This is a genomic window from Desulforudis sp. DRI-14 (assembly GCF_052618305.1).
Genome location: NZ_JBQXEZ010000002.1, coordinates 1 through 16,861 on the forward strand (window position 1 = coordinate 1; position 16,861 = coordinate 16,861).

The following is a 16,861-nucleotide window of genomic DNA, read 5'->3' on the forward strand; positions in this document are numbered from 1 at the left end:
CCGCGGTCGAAGCGGCACACGCTTGGATAAACTCTCGCCGTGAAAGTTTTCTCATTATAAATCTAACAACCCCTTCCCAAAGAAAGTGCAGAGGAAGCCCGGGATGCGCTAAATTGCCGCATCCCTCAACAATAGGGGACAAAAGAATAGACGGAGGCAAGACCCCATTGCGGTTGGGGTCTTGCCGCCCTCTCAAGAAGCAGAGGACGGGCAAACGCTTGAAGGGGGGCTAGGCCCATCTCTGCAGGGACCAATGGTCTGGGTTGTCCTAAAACAGTCAGGCAGAAGGGGTTCTGACTGATAAGACCGGGTGCCGGCAAGGCACACATCCCGGACCATAAAACCATTATGTGCTACGCCTCACAAAATCGGCAAACGTGAATTTGTCGCAGTTTTGCGCAATATGGCAAGATTCCAAGCCGCGTGCTCCATGTTGCTTGACTGGATAGCCAATTAACTGGACAAGCTTGTCTAGCAATTAGACAAAGTAGGCTAGTGAGTACGACAAAAAGTCCTGATGCGGGATATGGGGCCTCGAAGATGTTAAGAGGTTAACGGAGGGAATGCCTTAATCCACGATGCTGTAAATGTGTTCGATAGGCCTTCCGATCTTGCGGGCGAGGTGGAGAGCGGTCGCGAGGCTGGGAAGGCTCTTGCCGTTTTCGTAGCGCAGATACTGGCTTAGGCTCAAACCCAGCTTGTCGGCGAACTGCTGTTTTTCCAGTTTGTAATCCTTCCTGATATTAGCCCAGCGCACGCCGATACGCAGCATTTCTTTCGGCGAGTCGACAACGAGCGACGCGGGAAGCATCTGAGCCGTACAGGGCCTCGCATTGGCGCCTGACCGCTCGATGAGGACGGCCACCCCTTCCACGGACGTTCCGATGTGCAGCGGATAATAATCTACGACGCAGGGTGCTGCGCGCCCGCCTTTATCGCGGACGGTCAGGGAATGGCCCAATGTCGGGGAACCGGAGTGGAGAACGGTGAGCAACTGAAAGGCCGATTCTTCCCGGGCATCATTTTCGGCAAGGTATTCGGCGATTTGCAAAAGCGAGCGTCCGACGAGTTCGTTGGGCAAGTAGCCCGTCTGGCTGTGGACGGACGTATTGCACCAGGTACAGACGACGTTCCTGTCGAAGAGCATCAGGCCGAATGGAAAAGCATCGAGAGCCGCTTGGCAGAGATCCCTGTCCAGGCGCTGTGCCTGACGCCTGTCCTGCACCAGGATTATGGAGTTGCCCGCATCGCGTTTTGCATCGTGCAGCAAGGCTGAAATCCTTAAGTTTTGGCCTTCCTGGTTCAGTGAGAAGCTGATCTCGTGGTTGACTTGCCCACCTTTGTTTTGCTCTAGCTCGAGGGTCAGATGAGGTAGAACAGTATCCAGCCGGGATTCACCGGCGGCGATGCCGCGTCCGAAAAGATCGACCGCCGCCCGGTTGGCGAAGGTGATCTTCTCTCCCCGGTCAGCGACGATTACCGGCCGGTCGACAGCCTTAAGCAGAAAACGGTTCTCTCTTTCAAGAATTTCGTTCCTGCGTTCAAGGTATTGCACACGGCATTCGTAATGCTCCAGGACGAAGGACGACTCCATAGTTTTGCTCCAGTTACGCAACAGTTCGTATTCTTCCTGCGAGGCGCAGCCTATAGGCAGCCAGAAAGCCAGGACACCCTGCAGCGTGTTGTTCGGGTTGAACACCGGGGTCGCCATACTTATCCAGGGATGAAAGCCGGCGTACCAGTGTTCGCTTCCGGAGACGATCACAGGCTGCTTCAGGCGGATAGCGAGGCCAACGGCGTTGCAACCGACCCTCTGCTCGGAGTAGAACCCCCCCAAAGTCAGGTACGCCTTGGGATCTTCCTGGGCGGTGACCTTATCGCACACGATATCGATGCATGTGCCCTCGGCATCGAGCAGCATGGCGGCAAAACGCGGGTAACGGCGCGCCAGGGATCTTTCCAGTTGAAAAGGGAAAAAGCTGCTGGCTGACTGCAGGAGCACGGCCGATTCTCCACGACGCTTTTTAAGCTCCTGGTCCGAAACGGCGGGAGGTTCCGGGGGATTGTGAGGATCGATATTCAGGCGTATACACCGGCTCCACGCATCCTGGATCAAAAAACCGCCGGGGTGGTCGTGAACGGGCCGGCCGGATGTCGCGGCTTTCCACGCCTCCTGAACGGCAGGCTGGTTGTTCTGAATCAGCAGGTAGTGCAAAACCCGCACGTGTTCCCGTTTTAACCCCTGCTCCTCCAGGAAAGTAAGGATCTTGTCCTTATCCTGCAAATCAAGACAGAAACTGATCTCGCACCTTTTGTTATCCATGTGGTAAGACCCTTTCCTTGAAGCGGCAGTTGATAATCGGGATTCGCTCGTCCGGCTCTTCGTTTTGTCCTGTCTCTTCTGTAATTTTAGAAGGTATCTAAGGGTACTTTCACCATGGCAACCCAATCGAAAAATGGTGTCATAATTTTGTAACCTATTCTTTATAAACCTGTAAGATTCCTGCCGGTGTCCCGAACGGGTTATGGAGAAGGCTAAATATTTCGACAACAGGTCACAAGGAGGTAGAAACCGCAAGGGCCGCTTGGAAGGGAGCGGCCTTCGCGAATGTGTCGCTGGTGGCACGGTGCTTCTTTCAGTTGTTTTCACCGGTTTCTTGGCTGTTGTCATCGTCACGGCGGGGGTAGGCCGCCATAGGCCGGGACCTTCTGAGCCTTGCGGTGTGATAGATAACGGCCGTGGCGACGGCGAAGGGCAGCAAGATCAGCGGCAGAAAGGACAGCGTGACGCCGTCGTTGACGAACAAGGTGCAAACCTCCTTACGGCAACCCAGGCCGGAATCCTGCAAATATGGAAGGCGTTGTCAGGCGTCCAGGATCTTTTTGGCTCCGGACTGTTCCATTATCCCGCGCACACGCGCGGTTTCGTGTTTGGGACACTCGACGGCCACGGCGATCCCCGGCCCGTGATAGCTTTCCACGAACTTTTTGGCCCACGGCTCTTTTGCAAAGAGCTTGTCGCGTTCGGTCTGAATGTAAGCGAGTTTCTCACCGGCACGGGTGTCGTGTTCACGGCCTTCAGCCAGGTCGGTGATGACCATGTCTTTACGGTCAAACCCGGCATTGTGCAGGCTGTCCACCAGGAAACCAACTTGCTCGGAACGAGGCATTATCGCTACAAGCTGCATATTATCACCTCCGTTCAGGGGATAGTGTTGGTTGTAGTCTATACCGGTAGGGATAACGCTATCGCTTCCTTGTTAAGGCGGAGCCGCAAACTTTCCATAGTTCAAACACTTTCTGTCGACAGTCAGGGGTTGCATAGGACGAGCGGAGCCGGTACAGACTGACGGCAGAAACCTAGAAGGAGGTTCCGTAATGGGTGAAAAAATCGCCGTACAAGAAAACCTGGATGAAATCAGGTCACTGTTGAAGGATGCCGGATACGAGGTCGTCAATCCCGATCAGCGCGAGGGTGTAAAGGCTTTCGTGATCACCTCCGGGATTACGCCTGAAGAGAATGCCGGAATTGAACCTGAGGAAAACGTTTACCTCCCTACCGGGAAACCGCATGCCGTAAGTTACGCGCCGGTGATTGACGCGACCGGCAAGTCGGCCGGGGAAGTGGCGGATGAGGTGAAACGGCTCGCCAACCGCTAGACCCGTACATCCCATAACTTTTCGCCAAAAAAGAGACAAGCGGAGCCGATCAGGAAAATTCCGCCCTTCTTGAAAGGCCGTCGATGTGCTATAATGTGCCCGTCGGCATTAAGGGCCTGTAAGGGCCAGTAATATCATTACTTTACTTTTTGGAGAGTGAGCGGGTTGGACATCATCCAGGCCGTCGTCCTGGGTATTGTACAGGGACTGGGCGAGTTTCTACCCATATCGAGTTCAGCACACCTTATTCTGGTACGCTGGTTTTTTGGCTGGGACGATCCGGGACTTACCTTTGACGTCGCGTTGCATTTCGGCACCTTGATCGCGGTAGTGGCCTTTTTCTGGCGGGATTGGGTGAATCTCACCGTTGCAGGGCTGCAGAGGCGGCGTTCCCCCGAAGGCCGGCTGTTCTGGTACATCGTCCTGGCCACCGTACCAGGGGCGTTGGCCGGGTATCTGTTAGAAGACCATGCCGCCACCACCTTCAGAAGTCCCTTCATCATCGGTACCATGCTTATCCTCATGGGCGTCCTTCTCTGGGCTGTCGACCACTACAGCAGGCGGGTCAAACGGCTAAATGATATCGGGTTGGGGACGGCCCTATTCATCGGCGTCGCCCAGGCCTTTGCCATCATCCCGGGCGTTTCGCGTTCGGGAGCGACGATTACCGCGGCCAGGATGGCCGGGGTGACCCGGGAGGCCGCGGCTAGGTTTTCCTTCCTGCTCTCAACGCCTGTGATCGTTGGGGCCGCCGTCTTTCAACTAAAGGACATTTCCGCCGGAGACCTCACCGTCGCCTTCATAACTGGCATCGTTACGTCCGCCGTCGTCGGCTTTTTGGCGATAGGCTTCCTGCTCCGCTACGTCATCCGTCACAATTTCAACCTGTTTGTCTGGTACAGGTTCGCCTTGGGGCTGGCCGTGATCGTCACGGCGCTTGTCCGGGGCTGAACAAAGTAAAAAGAGGACCGCTCCGGCGGTCCTCTTGGGATAACATCCTCTTGTTAGTGCAAAATCCTCTTGTTCCCGGTCTCGGGATCGAGTTCGGGCTCTTCGCCGTCAGCCTCGCCGCGGGTTTCGATAAGGTCGTTGATATCCATGGCCTGTTCCGCCACCTTGGGGGTGACGTAAATCGGCGCTTGGCTTCTCAGGGCCAATGCGATGGCGTCGCTGGGCCTGGCGTCGATGATTGTTGACTGGCCTTGCTGCGTGAGATGGAGTTCGGCGAAAAAGGTACCGTCGCGGAGGTCCGAAATAACGACTTTTGAAACAACGCCGCCCAGGTGATTGCAGGCAGACAGCAAGAGATCGTGAGTGAGCGGGCGCTCCGGGTGCAGGCCTTCCAAGGCCAAGGCAATCGCCTGGGCTTCGGCGATCCCGATCCATATCGGCAAAACCCTGGCTTCCGGTTCATCAACAAGGAGGATAACCGGATTTTTCATCGGGTCCAAGGCGATTTCCCGAACGTGCATAGGAATCACGAGTGCGCACCTCCCCCGGCTCCAAAACTTCTTGGTTAATCAGTCCGGCTTTTGTGCCTATATTATACCAGCAGCGCCATGTCCGGACAACTGGAAAGGATTTTCCTAATTCTTGACGAAGTTTCCGGTGTAAGGCGGTGATGGTAACGTGAGCTTCTACGGGCAGCTTAAGCCCCAGACGCGTTACGAAATCCTGGGACTCCTCCTCTCCTCGGGGTCCGTCATAATGTTTCTCAGTATTGTTTCCGGCGCCGCGGGTGTTGTCGGCAACCTTATCGACCGGATCTGCCGGGTGATCGCCGGTGACGGGGCTGTTTTGCTGCCTTTGCTCTTGGCCTACACGGGAGCGCTCCTGATCAAGGACCGGCATCCCGTGCGTTTCCTGCCGAGGTTTTACGGCGGGCTGATCTGCTTGGCCGCGCTTTTGGCCGCCAACCACATGCGCATCCTGGTCCCCGAAGACAGCTTCGGCACCGTAACCGGATCCGGCGCCGCGGGCAACGGCGGCGGTGTCTTGGGGGCGATCCTGGCCTGGGTGCTGTATCGTTGTTTTGGTTATATCGGAAGCGCCGTAGTTCTCATTTCAGCTGGCCTGGTAGGCGTCACCCTTTTTACGGAAGTCTCGCTTTTGAAAGCGGGTAAGGCGATTACCAGGTATTTCTCCAGGAGTACCCGGCGGCTCGGCCGGGCCGTGCAGGACTACGTTTACCCCGAGACCGAACAGCAAGCGGCGAGCCAACCCGTCATTGTCGATCACGCCCAGCCCAAGCAACCCGCCGAGAACCAGCCGAGTCCGGTGATTAAAATCGAGCCGGAACCCGAGACGCGGACGGCCGTCCCGGACAAAAAAGACCGCTTTATGCCGGATGAAGAGATCGAAGAGGCCCACCAAATTTCTCTCCAGGAACTGACGCCGTACCAGCTGCCTCCTTTGAGCCTGCTCAATCGTCCTCGCCCGAAGAACGCCCGTTCGGCGAAGGATATTTCCGAAAACGTGCGTAAGCTCGAGGAAACCCTGGAGAGTTTCGGTGTCCGGGCCAAGGTTATCCAGGTTTCGCGCGGGCCAAGCATCACGCGTTACGAGCTTCAGCCGGCGGCGGGAGTCAAGGTCAGCCGTATTGTCAGCTTGAGCGATGATATCGCTTTATCGATGGCCGCTCCGGGGGTGCGCATCGAGGCGCCGATTCCCGGGAAAGCGGCGATAGGCATCGAGGTCCCTAACAAGGAAGTCAGCATGGTGCACCTCCGGGAACTGCTGGAGACCAAGGAATTTCAGCAATCGGCTTCGCGCCTTACGGTGGCTCTCGGCAAGGACATTGCCGGAAACGCCGTTATCGCCGATCTCGCGCTGATGCCTCACCTGTTGATCGCCGGTGCCACCGGCGCGGGTAAGAGCGTGTGTCTGAACACGCTTATCGCCAGCATCCTCTTCAAGAGCGGGCCCGACGACGTCAAATTCTTGATGATCGACCCCAAGATGGTGGAATTGACAACGTACAACGGGATTCCGCACCTGATTTCACCTGTGGTCACCAATGTGAAGAAGGCCGCCGTTTCGCTCAAGTGGGCCGTCCGGGAGATGGAGAAACGTTACGAGCTGTTTGCGGCCGCGGGTGTCAGGGACATCACGCGCTATAACAATGTCTTTAAGTACCGCGACTATGAGGGCGAACGCGTACACCTGCCGCTGGTTGTGATTATTATCGACGAGCTGGCTGACTTGATGATGGTCGCCCCGGCCGAGGTGGAAGACGCCATCTGCCGTCTGGCGCAGATGGCCCGGGCGGCGGGGATTCATCTTGTGGTGGCTACGCAGCGTCCCTCTGTCGATGTCATCACCGGGCTGATCAAGGCCAACATTCCTTCGCGCATCGCCTTCGCCGTGTCTTCCCAGACGGACTCACGCACGATTCTGGATATCGGCGGCGCGGAAAAACTGCTTGGGAAGGGGGACATGCTTTTCCACCCGGTAGGGGCGGCGAAGCCTATTCGGGTACAGGGAGCCTATCTGAACGACCGCGAGGTCGAGAACCTTGTTGGCTATCTCCAGCGCGAGGCTCTTCCCCAGTATGACGAGGAGATTTTCGGGGACACCCCGGAGGAGGCCGAGACCGAGTTCGAGGACGAACTCCTGCCGAAGGCCGTGGAGATCGTCGTGCGCACCGGCCATGCCTCGATTTCGCTTCTCCAGCGCCGCCTGAAGATCGGGTATGCGCGTGCGGCACGGCTCGTAGACATAATGGAGCGGCGGGGCATCGTCGGCGGGTTTGAGGGGTCAAAACCCCGGGTTGTGCTGATGAGCCCGGAGCAATATAACCTGATATTCAGGAATAAGAAGTAGTCTGTTGACCGTAATCTTGGGGCATGCTATGATTGGCCTGAATATAGGCGTTATAGGCGTTACCGGTTATTGGATAGCCTGAGGCGTTTTTTTCCGGCCTCGGGCGCATATCTTGATACTGTTGCGTAAAGGATATATGAGACCCGTGTTCGGTCGTTGTGCGGGCGCAGAGTAAGCGTTGCCCCTGATATTTCAGTTGATAAATGAGCGGTTGTGGACAGTCCATGCGCAAGGGCCTGGCAGCAGCTTCCCGGCAGGGCAAGGCCTCTTATCGCCGGTATCCCGTCATAAGGAAGGGGCCGGGAAAGCCGCTCGCGGCAGCCGTTGTGGAGGGGATTGTAGGAGTAGGGGTCTTTGGGGTGCGGAACAGGAGGTGGGTTCATGCCGATCGGTGAACTTCTTAAGGCTGCGCGTGAGGAAAAGGGCCTGGATCTGGGTATGGTCGAAGAGGAAACCAAGATCCGCAAAAAGTATATCAAGGCGCTGGAGGATGAGGATTTTAATGTTCTCCCCGGCCGTGTCTACGCCAAGGCTTTTTTGAGGACGTACGCCAGATTTCTCGGGCTGGACGCCGAACAGCTGGTCGCCGAGTTTAATGCCGGACAGCAGGCGGAGAATCGTGAACCGGCCGAGGCGCAGCTTGAGCCGGCAACGGTTAACGACCGCCGGAAGAAGCCGTTTCGCTATACCAATTACCTCGTGGCGGCCGCCGTGGTCGTCGCCTTGCTGATATTCAACGCTTTTTACCAGCCGACGGAAACGAAGCAGGGAAAAGATACGGGACCAACGACGCCGCCGCCTGCCGTAGAGCCGCAGACGCCTCCGGGACCCAGCCAGACAACCCCGCAGCCTCCTCCGCAGGAAGGGCTGGATATGATGATCAGGGTGGTGGAAGGGACCAGCTGGATGCAGGTTATCGTCGACGGTGAGGTCTCCTACGATGGGTTCCTCGGCGTGGGGCGGGAGCTCGAGTTTAAAGGGCGCGAACGAATCTTCCTGCACGTCGGGAATGCGGGCGTGGTAAGAGTGACCCTTAACGGGGAGGATCTTGGTTTGCTCGGTGAAAAAGGCAAGGTTGTGCGGCGCGAATTCACGCTTTAATCATCGAGGCTTATGTTGAAGGTCTACGCGGTCAGCCTGGGTTGTGACAAAAATCGGGTCGATACCGAAACGATGCTGGGCCTCCTGGTACAGGAAGGTTACTTGCTAACCCCTGTCAAACAGGAGGCCGACGTGTGTTTGATCAATACCTGCGGGTTTATTGCCAGCGCCAAGGAAGAGGCCGTCAGCGTCATCCTTGACGCCGCCCGCCTCAAGGATGACGGCCGGTGCACCGTCCTTGTCGTGGCCGGTTGTCTGGCGCAGCGCTATCCTGACGAGCTGATGGCCGAAATACCGGAAATAGACGTCCTGGTGGGGACGGGACAGGTCGGAGAGATTGCCGCGGCGGTGAAGCGGGCGCTGAAGGGTGAGCGGCACATGGCGGTCGGCCCTCCGGGGTATCTCGCGCCGCGCCGCGCGCCGCGCCTGCTGACCACGGTTGAGCATACCGCCTACCTGAAGATCGCCGAGGGCTGTTCGAACTGCTGTTCGTACTGCGTTATTCCCAGGCTACGGGGAAGGTACCGGAGCAAGGACCCCGATGCCGTCTTCGAAGAGGCTTTAAGCCTGGTGGCGGGCGGAGTCCGGGAACTCATCCTTGTTGCCCAGGACACGACGCGATACGGCACGGACTTGAATGACGGAAGCACCCTGGCCGGGCTGCTCGCCCGGCTGGCCGGCATCGAGGCCGTGAAGTGGCTGAGAGTGCTGTACTGCTATCCCACGGGAATCACGCCGGAATTAATCGAGACCGTCGCGCGCGAGCCCAAGGTCTGCCGTTACCTCGACATCCCGATGCAGCATGCCAGCGATGCCGTGCTGAGGGCTATGGGACGCCCCACGAGCCGGAAAGACCTCGTCGACTTGGTGGCGAGGCTGCGCGGGTCCATCTCCGGCATCACCCTGCGATCGACCTTCATGGTCGGCTTTCCGGGCGAAACCGAGGATGATTTCCTTGCGCTGCTGGATTTTCTGCGTGAGGTCCGCCTGGACCGCGCGGGCTTTTTCGCCTATTCGGCGGAAGAAGGAACAGCGGCGGCCGGGCTGCCGCGACAGGTGCCTGAAGAGGTCAAGATGGAACGGTTAAAAAGGGCCTTTGCCCTGCAAACAGGAATTATGCGGGAACACAACCGGGAAAAAGTGGGATGTGAATTGACGGTGCTGGTGGAAGGCCGCAGGGGGCCTTTTCACTGGGGGCGCAGCGAGGGTGACGCGCCGGGTGCCGACGGAAGGGTGTTCTTCGGGGGGGCCCGCTGGGCGGAGCCCGGAGAGTTCGTCAACGTGCGCGTCGAGAAAAGCCTGGGATACGATTTGGTGGGACGCATCACCACGGTTTAACACGAAAGCGAAACAATGCTACAATGAGAAACGGCGGGTATCCCGCCGTTTCTTTAGGGCTGTTGAAAAACTTCGCCTGCCCATTGGGAAGTGTGAGGTGACTTCTCGCATCTCACCTCTCAAATGCTATGCTTGTCTTTGAACAGCCCCTGGTTTTTTAACAGGTCCTTTGTACCAGGCATTTCATAAGGAAAGCCGTCATCTCTTGTGGTATAATCCATAATTGCGAATCGCTAAGAATGATAAGGACTGTCGAGACAGCGCGGATTAGATGGGAGAGGATACCGATGCAGTGGTACGGCTTAAAGATAAAGATCGTCATCCTTACCTTTATCTTCGGGCTGGCTGTTTTCCTGGGAGGGAACTTCCTCTATGACAAATATGGCTCGAACCAGTCCTTGCGCCAGGATTTAAGCGCGAACGAATACGTGGAGTCTTTCGAGTTGGAGGATCAGGGCGCTTTCGTTCTTGTTACCGTACGCATGCGGCCGAACGACAACCTTATGCGTGAGTACCGGGCTCTCGAGCGCGGCATCGAGACGGGCCTGAACGGCCGCCCTTACCGGCTAGTTATCGAAGATACGAGGGACAAGGCCTTGTCTGACGTGCTTTACGAGAGCCAGTACGCCATTCACCAGGCCATCGCTCAGGGGAGTTTTCCGGAAATGGCCCGGGTGATTGAGGAGAACGCGCGCGGGGCCGGCGCCGCCGCCAGGGTGTTCGTCGACAACAAGTACGTGTACGTCCAGTTGGAGGGCCGGAACGGTTCTTTCCTGCTGGAGGTTATCCCCCGCGGCGCTGTAAACAGCGACGACAAAGGGCTGAACGGGGGTGGCCTCTATGCATAAGGAAGTGGCTCTAGGCCTTGGACTCGCCCTGATCGTCTTCCTGCTTGTCTCCGGCTACAACGTGGGGCCGCTGATTTTCCTTCTCGCCCTTTGCGGCATGGCTTATTACATGGCCAGGCAGCGTGGGATTGTCAAAACGTTTGCCAAGGTCGCCACGGAGCCCCAGGTGCAAATCTCCTTTGCGGACATCGGCGGCCAGCACACGGCCATCGAGGAACTGCGGGAAGCCCTGGATTTTATCAGGAGCAAGAACGAGATCAAGAGGCTGGGAATCAGGCCTCTCAAGGGCATTCTCCTGACCGGCCCGCCGGGAACCGGCAAGACGCTGATGGCCAAGGCCGCCGCCAATTATACCGATGCGGTCTTTGTATCGGCGAACGGCAGCGAGTTTATCGAAATGTACGCGGGCGTGGGCGCCCAGCGCGTGCGGAAACTCTTTCAAACCGCACGGGAAATGGCCCAGAAACGTAAAAAAAACAATGCTATTATCTTTATCGACGAGATCGAGGTCCTGGGCGGAAAACGCGGCCAGGTCACCAGTCACCTGGAATACGACCAGACGCTCAACGAACTGCTCGTCCAGATGGACGGGATAGGCATCGACGAGGACGTCACCATCCTGATCGTCGCCGCCACCAACCGCGCGGACATGCTCGACCCCGCGCTCTTACGCCCCGGGCGTTTTGACCGGCAGGTTCGCGTGGACATCCCCGACAAGGAGGGGCGCCTGGAGATCCTGAAACTGCACACGCGCAACAAACCGCTGGCCGAAGACGTAGACTTGCCGGCGCTGGCCAAGGATACCTTCGGGTTTTCCGGGGCGCACCTCGAGAGCCTGGCGAACGAAGCGGCCATTCTCGCCATGCGCGAAGGCAGCAAGGTCATCACCCAGGCCCACCTGCACGAGGCCGTCGACAAGGTGATTATGGGCGGCAAGCTCGACCGTCGGCCGACCGTCGAGGAGATGAGGCGCGTCGCCATCCACGAAACCGGGCACGCCCTCGTCAGCGAGCAGAACCGTCCGGGTTCGGTCTCCACACTGACCGTAACACCGCGCGGGGCCGCCCTCGGTTACATGCGGCAGACCTCGGAAGACGACAAGTACCTGCATACCAAGGAGCACCTGGAGAGCCAGATCGCCGTAATGCTCGGCGGGGCGGTGGCCGAAGAAGTGATGCTGGGCTCGCGCAGCACCGGCGCCTCCAACGACTTTGAACAGGCCCTGAATCTGGCCGAGACGATCATTCGCGCGGGAATGTCCGGCCTGGGGATTGTGGATGTCAAGTCTCTGCCCCAGGACGTCAAGCACAAGGCTCTCGCCGCTATTTTAAAGGAGCAGGAGGAGAAGGTTAAGGCCTACCTCCAGGAAATGACCTCGCAGATCGAGCAGATCGTAGAACGGCTCCTGGCCCAGGAGAAAATGACGGGGGACGAGTTCCGCAGCTTCTTACAGAAGCCGGCGGCATAAGCTTGGAAAACCAGGGGTGCACATCCTCGCCGGGTGTGCACTCTTTTATGCCGGGAGTGTACCGTATTCCTCTCGTGACGATCATCCCTTGCCAGGGGGAGCCGTTGGCATTACAATTGGAATAGTGAAATCGTGAACTAGCTTGAATAAGGGTGGCGTCTGCAGTTGCAAGCCGAAGCGGTGTTCACCGGCAGCGAATTGCTCCTGGGATACGTTATAAATACACATGCTCACTTTCTCGGGCTTGAATTGGCGAAACTCGGCGTCGAGTTGACCTTGCAGACGGCGGTCGGCGACGACTGGGACCGGATGCGCGGCGTCATCGAGCAAGCCGTCAAACGTTCGGATATCGTTATTACCACAGGCGGTTTGGGACCCACCACCGACGACATCACCAAGGAAGTCGTCGCCGATATCCTTGGGGTGCCGATGGTTATGAACGCCGAGGCCCTGAGCAAGATGCAGGCCTTCTTCGACAAGCGGGGAAGACCCATGCCCGCCATCTTCCGCCGCCAGGCCTGTTTCCCCGCGGGTGCCCGGCTCATCCCCAACGATAAGGGAACGGCGCCCGGCTGTTTCCTCGAACACGACAACACGGTCATCATCATTCTTCCCGGTCCCCCCCGCGAGCTCAGACACATGTTCACCACCTACGTCGCCCCGTTTATCGCCGGGCTTCCGGGGCGGGGCGAGGTGCTGAGGACGAAAACGCTCAAGCTGACGGGGATCGCCGAGTACGCCGTGCAGGAGATCCTGCGGGATCTCGGCGGCCAGGGAAATCCGGGCTTGGGCTATCTGGCCAAGCCGGGGGCGACGCACGTGCGCGTGACCGCCCGCCACGCCGATCCCCGGGAGGCCGAAAAGATGGTCGAGGAGCTGGTGCAAAAGGTGGTGGAGCGTCTCGGCGACCACCTGTTTGCTGTTGACGGCCAGCTGCTCGAAAGGGACGTAGGCGTCATGCTTCGGGAGAAGGGCATGACCATCTCCACCGCCGAGTCGTGTACCGCAGGCATGGTGGCGGCCAGGCTGACCGACGTTCCGGGCAGTTCCCAGTACTTCTACGGGGGTGCGGTGACCTATTCGAATGAGCTGAAGACGCAGATGCTGGGGGTTCCTGCCGAGACGATCGCCAGGTACGGGGCGGTCAGTGAGGAGACGGCCGTCGCGATGGCGCAGGGCGTCCGGCGCGTCACCGGTTCCGATATAGGCATCGGCGTTACGGGCATCGCGGGACCTGACGGCGGGAGCTCCGGCAAGCCTGTAGGGCTGGTTTACATTGCTCTGGCTTCGGATAAAGACGTTGTAACGCGCCGCTTTTTCTTCCCCGGTGAACGGATGGCCGTTCGCGAGGGGACGGTCAATGCCGCCCTGCATATGGTGAAGGTCTTCCTGGAAAGCCACTAGAAGAGGCTGGATGCGTGGATCAACCCCGTCAAGTTACGGGGTTGTTGTTTGCAAACAGGAAGAATTAGCTTAGAATGGTGGTAGCAGCTGGAGGGAGGGGTCGTGTTGAGCGATAAGGAAAAAGCGCTGGAATTGGCTTTACTGGGTATTGAACGGCAGTTCGGCAAGGGCTCGATAATGCGCCTGGGCGAGGCAGGTGCAAAGTTTAACGTGGAGGTTATCAGCACGGGGGTTTTGAGCTTGGACGTGGCCCTTGGCATCGGGGGCATGCCCCGGGGCAGGGTTATCGAAATCTTCGGCCCCGAGTCTTCGGGCAAGACCACCGTCGCCCTGCACGTCGTCGCCGAGGCCCAGAAGAACGGCGGGACCGCCGCTTTTATTGACGCCGAGCACGCTTTGGACCCGCTGTACGCGGCCAGGCTTGGCGTGGACATCGACAACTTGCTGGTGGCCCAGCCTGACACCGGCGAGCAGGCCCTCGAGATAGCGGAGGCGCTGGTACGGAGCGGGGCCGTGGACGTGGTGGTTATCGACAGCGTGGCGGCACTGGTACCCAGGGCCGAGCTTGAAGGAGACATGGGCGACGCGCACGTGGGGCTGCAGGCCCGGCTCATGTCGCAGGCTTTGCGCAAGCTTACCGGGGTTATTTCCAAATCGCGCAGCATGGCCATTTTTATCAACCAGATCCGCGAGAAGGTCGGCGTCATGTTCGGCAGCCCCGAGACGACCCCGGGTGGACGGGCTCTTAAGTTCTATGCCTCCGTCCGGTTGGAGGTTCGCAAAACGGAAAACCTTAAACAGGGAAGCGAGATTTACGGCGCCAGGGTCAAGGCCAGGGTTGTAAAGAACAAGGTTGCCCCGCCTTTTAAAATGGCCGAGTTCGATCTGATCTACGGGCAGGGTATTTCCAAGGAGGGGTCCCTGCTGGACATCGCCACCGAACTCAAGGTTGTTTCCAAGAGCGGCGCCTGGTACTCGTTCGGGCAGGAGCGCCTCGGCCAGGGACGCGACAACGCACGCGACTACCTGAAGGAGCATCCGGATGTCGCCCGGGCTTTAGAGGACAAGGTCCGCGAATTGCTTGCGCAAGGCGGGGCCAAGGTGCCGATAGCCACCGGATTCGAGGGGTAGACACTCATAGCGTTCGTTCATACTACATAGTCGGGAGACTGTGATTGGATGGGCGATTATCTGATCAGGGCAATGGGAGCGCGGCAGGAAGTCCGCGCTTTCGCTGCTGTCACAACCGAAACGGCGGAAGAGGCGCGCAGGCGGCACGGCACGTGGCCCGTCGCGACGGCGGCCCTGGGGCGCACCCTTACGGCGGCGGTGCTCTTAGGCGCTAACCTCAAGGGCGAGGATATCTTAACCGTGCGCGTGCTGGGTAACGGCCCGCTGGGCGGCATTGTGGCCACGGCCGGCGCTCTGGGTGAGGTCCGCGGATACGTCCAGGAGCCGCACGTCGACCTGCCCGCGGACCAACCGAGCAAACTGCCGGTGGGCAAAGCTGTCGGCAAGGGGTTTATTTACGTCACCCGCGACCTGGGCCTGAAGGAGCCTTTCACGGGAAGCGCCAGGCTCGTATCGGGAGAAATCGCCGAGGACCTCGCCAACTACCTGACGGTCTCGGAACAGTTTCCCTCGGCTGTTTCCCTCGGTGTGCGGGTGTCGCCCGAGGGACGTGTGACGGCCGCGGGCGGGATAATGATCAATCTTATGCCGGACGCGTCGGAGGAGACGGCTTCCCGGCTGGAGGCAAACCTTAAAGCCATGCCGCCGATATCGACCCTGATCGAGGAGGGGAAGTCCCCGGAGGATATCCTGGACATGGTGTTTGCGGGCTTGGACCTGGCCATCTTGAGCAAAATGCCCGTGGCTTTCCGTTGCAAGTGCGGCCGTGAGCGGGTAGGCGAGCTGTTACTGTCGCTGGGTGAGGACGAACTGGAAAAGATTTACCTGGCCGACGAGGCCACCACCGTAACCTGCCATTTTTGCGGTGAGGCGTATACCTTCGACCGCAGTGAGCTGGGCCGGCTGCTTGAGCAATTGAAAACCGGAGGCAAGGAGGAATGAGCGTTCCGGCAATCAAGCGGTTTGTCGTACCCCTGGTTATCGTGCTTCTTGTCTTAGCCGGATGCTTCGTTAAACCGGCGTCCGATGATAACACCGTTTACAAGGGCAAGGTGGTTTCGGTTATCGACGGCGATACGGTCAGGGTTTCGGTAAACGGCCGGGAACACCTGGTCCGGATGATCGGCGTGGATGCGCCGGAGTATACGAAGGAAAAAGAGCCGTACGGGCGCGAGTCCGCCGCTTTCACGGAGCAGCGCCTGCTGGGAAAGCCGGTCTACCTCGAGCACGACGTGGCAGAAACCGACCGCTACGGGAGAATGCTGGCCTATATCTGGACAGAAGATCCCGCGAAATGCGAGCCGGGGTCGGCCCGCCACAAAATGTTTAATGCCTTGCTGGTGGCCGAAGGCTATGCGGTCGTCATGACTGTTCCGCCAAATATTAAGTACGCTGACCTTTTCGCCGCGTTGCAGGCCGAGGCGCGCCGGAACAATAAAGGCTTGTGGGCACTCGACGTCGACCCCGAACCGTACTATGTCGCAAACAGGAGCAGCAAGAAGTTTCACCGGCCTTCGTGTCCTCACGCCGGGAAGGTAAGCAGCCAAAACAGGGTTACATTTTCGTCCAGGGATGAGGCGTTCGATAACGGTTTTGAACCTTGCCGTCAATGTAATCCTTAGATATTATTTAAGTTTTTTATGCCTGCCTTAAATTGGCGATATTTTCACGGATTAAACAGCAAATACTTAAACAAGAATCTTTATTTGAAGTTTGAAAGATTCGCAGCGCAAAAACGCCGAACCTTTTATGTGCTGGTTGACCAGAAAATGTTTGTGTTTGCGAACCCTCCACGGGGCAAAATATTCATTGAGGAGGGTTAGGTATGGCGAAATACTTGAGCGACAGAACCAAGTACGAGTTCGCCCGGGAGATGGGTGTAGCCCACAAGATTCAGGGTAATGACTATGGTAACCTCACCTCCCGGGAATGCGGCAACTTTGTAAAGTTAGCCGTACAGAAAGCGGAGCAAGCCATGACTTAGACTCTCCCACACAGGGAAGCGCCTAAAGGCGTGTGCCTTTTTAGGCGCTTTCTTTCGTAAAAACATTCTTTAAATAAGAAATTAAGGGCAAGAAGAGTATGAAAA

General features: G+C 58.0%; 16 protein-coding genes. 12 read left to right on the forward strand and 4 right to left on the reverse strand.

Translation table 11 applies throughout. From position 1 onward, the window contains the following. Positions 1-568 precede the first annotated feature (568 nt). The 3 genes from ACUM6F_RS01750 to ACUM6F_RS01760 form a co-directional block, all read right to left on the reverse strand. Positions 569-2,323 carry a PAS domain-containing protein gene (locus tag ACUM6F_RS01750; protein WP_445348230.1) on the reverse strand — a complete coding sequence of 585 codons (1,755 nt, stop codon included), beginning with the start codon at positions 2,321-2,323 and terminating at the stop codon, positions 569-571. Positions 2,324-2,636: 313 nt separating this feature from the next. After that, entirely contained in the window at positions 2,637-2,807 is a 171-nt protein-coding gene (locus ACUM6F_RS01755; RefSeq protein WP_445348231.1) for a hypothetical protein, read from the reverse strand. 57 nt (positions 2,808-2,864) lie between these two features. Beyond that, on the reverse strand, positions 2,865-3,188 hold the full coding sequence (locus ACUM6F_RS01760; RefSeq protein WP_445348232.1) for a hypothetical protein: 324 nt from the start codon (positions 3,186-3,188) through the stop codon (positions 2,865-2,867). A gap of 190 nt (positions 3,189-3,378) precedes the next feature. On the opposite strand from ACUM6F_RS01760, the gene ACUM6F_RS01765 reads away from it, so the two are divergent. Both ACUM6F_RS01765 and uppP read left to right on the forward strand, forming a co-directional pair. After that, the gene (locus ACUM6F_RS01765) at positions 3,379-3,660 is read left to right on the forward strand and encodes a YkuS family protein (RefSeq protein WP_445348233.1); all 282 of its coding nucleotides are present in this window, start codon (positions 3,379-3,381) and stop codon (positions 3,658-3,660) included. Between the two features lie 156 nt (positions 3,661-3,816). Beyond that, the gene (uppP, locus tag ACUM6F_RS01770; RefSeq protein WP_445348234.1) at positions 3,817-4,611 is read left to right on the forward strand and encodes an undecaprenyl-diphosphatase UppP; all 795 of its coding nucleotides are present in this window, start codon (positions 3,817-3,819) and stop codon (positions 4,609-4,611) included. Between the two features lie 53 nt (positions 4,612-4,664). On the opposite strand, the gene ACUM6F_RS01775 is transcribed toward uppP, so the two are convergent. Next, positions 4,665-5,132, reverse strand: coding sequence for a bifunctional nuclease family protein (locus ACUM6F_RS01775; RefSeq protein ID WP_425622109.1), 468 nt, complete (start codon positions 5,130-5,132; stop codon positions 4,665-4,667). A 157-nt stretch (positions 5,133-5,289) separates the two neighbouring features. On the opposite strand from ACUM6F_RS01775, the gene ACUM6F_RS01780 reads away from it, so the two are divergent. From ACUM6F_RS01780 to ACUM6F_RS01825, 10 genes are all read left to right on the forward strand, one after another. Further along, on the forward strand, positions 5,290-7,482 hold the full coding sequence (locus ACUM6F_RS01780; protein ID WP_445348235.1) for an FtsK/SpoIIIE family DNA translocase: 2,193 nt from the start codon (positions 5,290-5,292) through the stop codon (positions 7,480-7,482). 381 nt (positions 7,483-7,863) lie between these two features. Next, positions 7,864-8,583 carry a helix-turn-helix domain-containing protein gene (locus tag ACUM6F_RS01785; protein ID WP_425621479.1) on the forward strand — a complete coding sequence of 240 codons (720 nt, stop codon included), beginning with the start codon at positions 7,864-7,866 and terminating at the stop codon, positions 8,581-8,583. Positions 8,584-8,595: 12 nt separating this feature from the next. Then, positions 8,596-9,921 (forward strand): 30S ribosomal protein S12 methylthiotransferase RimO, encoded by a 1,326-nt coding sequence (gene rimO, locus ACUM6F_RS01790; protein WP_425621480.1) that lies wholly within the window; start codon positions 8,596-8,598, stop codon positions 9,919-9,921. Between the two features lie 287 nt (positions 9,922-10,208). Beyond that, positions 10,209-10,769, forward strand: a complete 561-nt coding sequence (locus tag ACUM6F_RS01795) for a hypothetical protein (RefSeq protein ID WP_425621481.1) — start codon at positions 10,209-10,211, stop codon at positions 10,767-10,769. Next, positions 10,762-12,237, forward strand: coding sequence for an AAA family ATPase (locus ACUM6F_RS01800; protein ID WP_425621482.1), 1,476 nt, complete (start codon positions 10,762-10,764; stop codon positions 12,235-12,237). Before ACUM6F_RS01795 ends, ACUM6F_RS01800 begins: the two co-directional genes overlap by 8 nt. A gap of 165 nt (positions 12,238-12,402) precedes the next feature. Continuing rightward, complete coding sequence (locus ACUM6F_RS01805; protein WP_425621483.1) at positions 12,403-13,641, forward strand: competence/damage-inducible protein A; 1,239 nt, start codon at positions 12,403-12,405, stop codon at positions 13,639-13,641. 105 nt (positions 13,642-13,746) lie between these two features. Then, positions 13,747-14,772 (forward strand): recombinase RecA, encoded by a 1,026-nt coding sequence (gene recA, locus ACUM6F_RS01810; RefSeq protein WP_425621484.1) that lies wholly within the window; start codon positions 13,747-13,749, stop codon positions 14,770-14,772. 48 nt (positions 14,773-14,820) lie between these two features. After that, entirely contained in the window at positions 14,821-15,714 is an 894-nt protein-coding gene (gene hslO / locus ACUM6F_RS01815) for an Hsp33 family molecular chaperone HslO (protein ID WP_445348236.1), read from the forward strand. Beyond that, positions 15,711-16,394 (forward strand): thermonuclease family protein, encoded by a 684-nt coding sequence (locus ACUM6F_RS01820; protein WP_445348237.1) that lies wholly within the window; start codon positions 15,711-15,713, stop codon positions 16,392-16,394. The genes hslO and ACUM6F_RS01820 overlap by 4 nt, the downstream gene beginning before the upstream one ends. Positions 16,395-16,597: 203 nt before the next feature. Continuing rightward, positions 16,598-16,756 (forward strand): small, acid-soluble spore protein, alpha/beta type, encoded by a 159-nt coding sequence (locus ACUM6F_RS01825; protein ID WP_425621487.1) that lies wholly within the window; start codon positions 16,598-16,600, stop codon positions 16,754-16,756. Positions 16,757-16,861 lie beyond the last annotated feature (105 nt).

Excerpts from the sequence above, each read along its gene's own strand:
- ACUM6F_RS01765 (WP_445348233.1), top strand. The coding sequence starts at position 3,379 with ATGGGTGAAAAAATCGCCGTACAAGAAAACCTGGATGAAATCAGGTCA.
- hslO (WP_445348236.1), top strand. The coding sequence starts at position 14,821 with ATGGGCGATTATCTGATCAGGGCAATGGGAGCGCGGCAGGAAGTCCGC.
- ACUM6F_RS01760 (WP_445348232.1), bottom strand. The coding sequence starts at position 3,188 with ATGCAGCTTGTAGCGATAATGCCTCGTTCCGAGCAAGTTGGTTTCCTG.
- ACUM6F_RS01775 (WP_425622109.1), bottom strand. The coding sequence starts at position 5,132 with ATGCACGTTCGGGAAATCGCCTTGGACCCGATGAAAAATCCGGTTATC.
- ACUM6F_RS01750 (WP_445348230.1), bottom strand. The coding sequence starts at position 2,323 with ATGGATAACAAAAGGTGCGAGATCAGTTTCTGTCTTGATTTGCAGGAT.
- ACUM6F_RS01795 (WP_425621481.1), top strand. The coding sequence starts at position 10,209 with ATGCAGTGGTACGGCTTAAAGATAAAGATCGTCATCCTTACCTTTATC.
- ACUM6F_RS01820 (WP_445348237.1), top strand. The coding sequence starts at position 15,711 with ATGAGCGTTCCGGCAATCAAGCGGTTTGTCGTACCCCTGGTTATCGTG.
- rimO (WP_425621480.1), top strand. The coding sequence starts at position 8,596 with ATGTTGAAGGTCTACGCGGTCAGCCTGGGTTGTGACAAAAATCGGGTC.
- ACUM6F_RS01785 (WP_425621479.1), top strand. The coding sequence starts at position 7,864 with ATGCCGATCGGTGAACTTCTTAAGGCTGCGCGTGAGGAAAAGGGCCTG.
- ACUM6F_RS01800 (WP_425621482.1), top strand. The coding sequence starts at position 10,762 with ATGCATAAGGAAGTGGCTCTAGGCCTTGGACTCGCCCTGATCGTCTTC.
- ACUM6F_RS01825 (WP_425621487.1), top strand. The coding sequence starts at position 16,598 with ATGGCGAAATACTTGAGCGACAGAACCAAGTACGAGTTCGCCCGGGAG.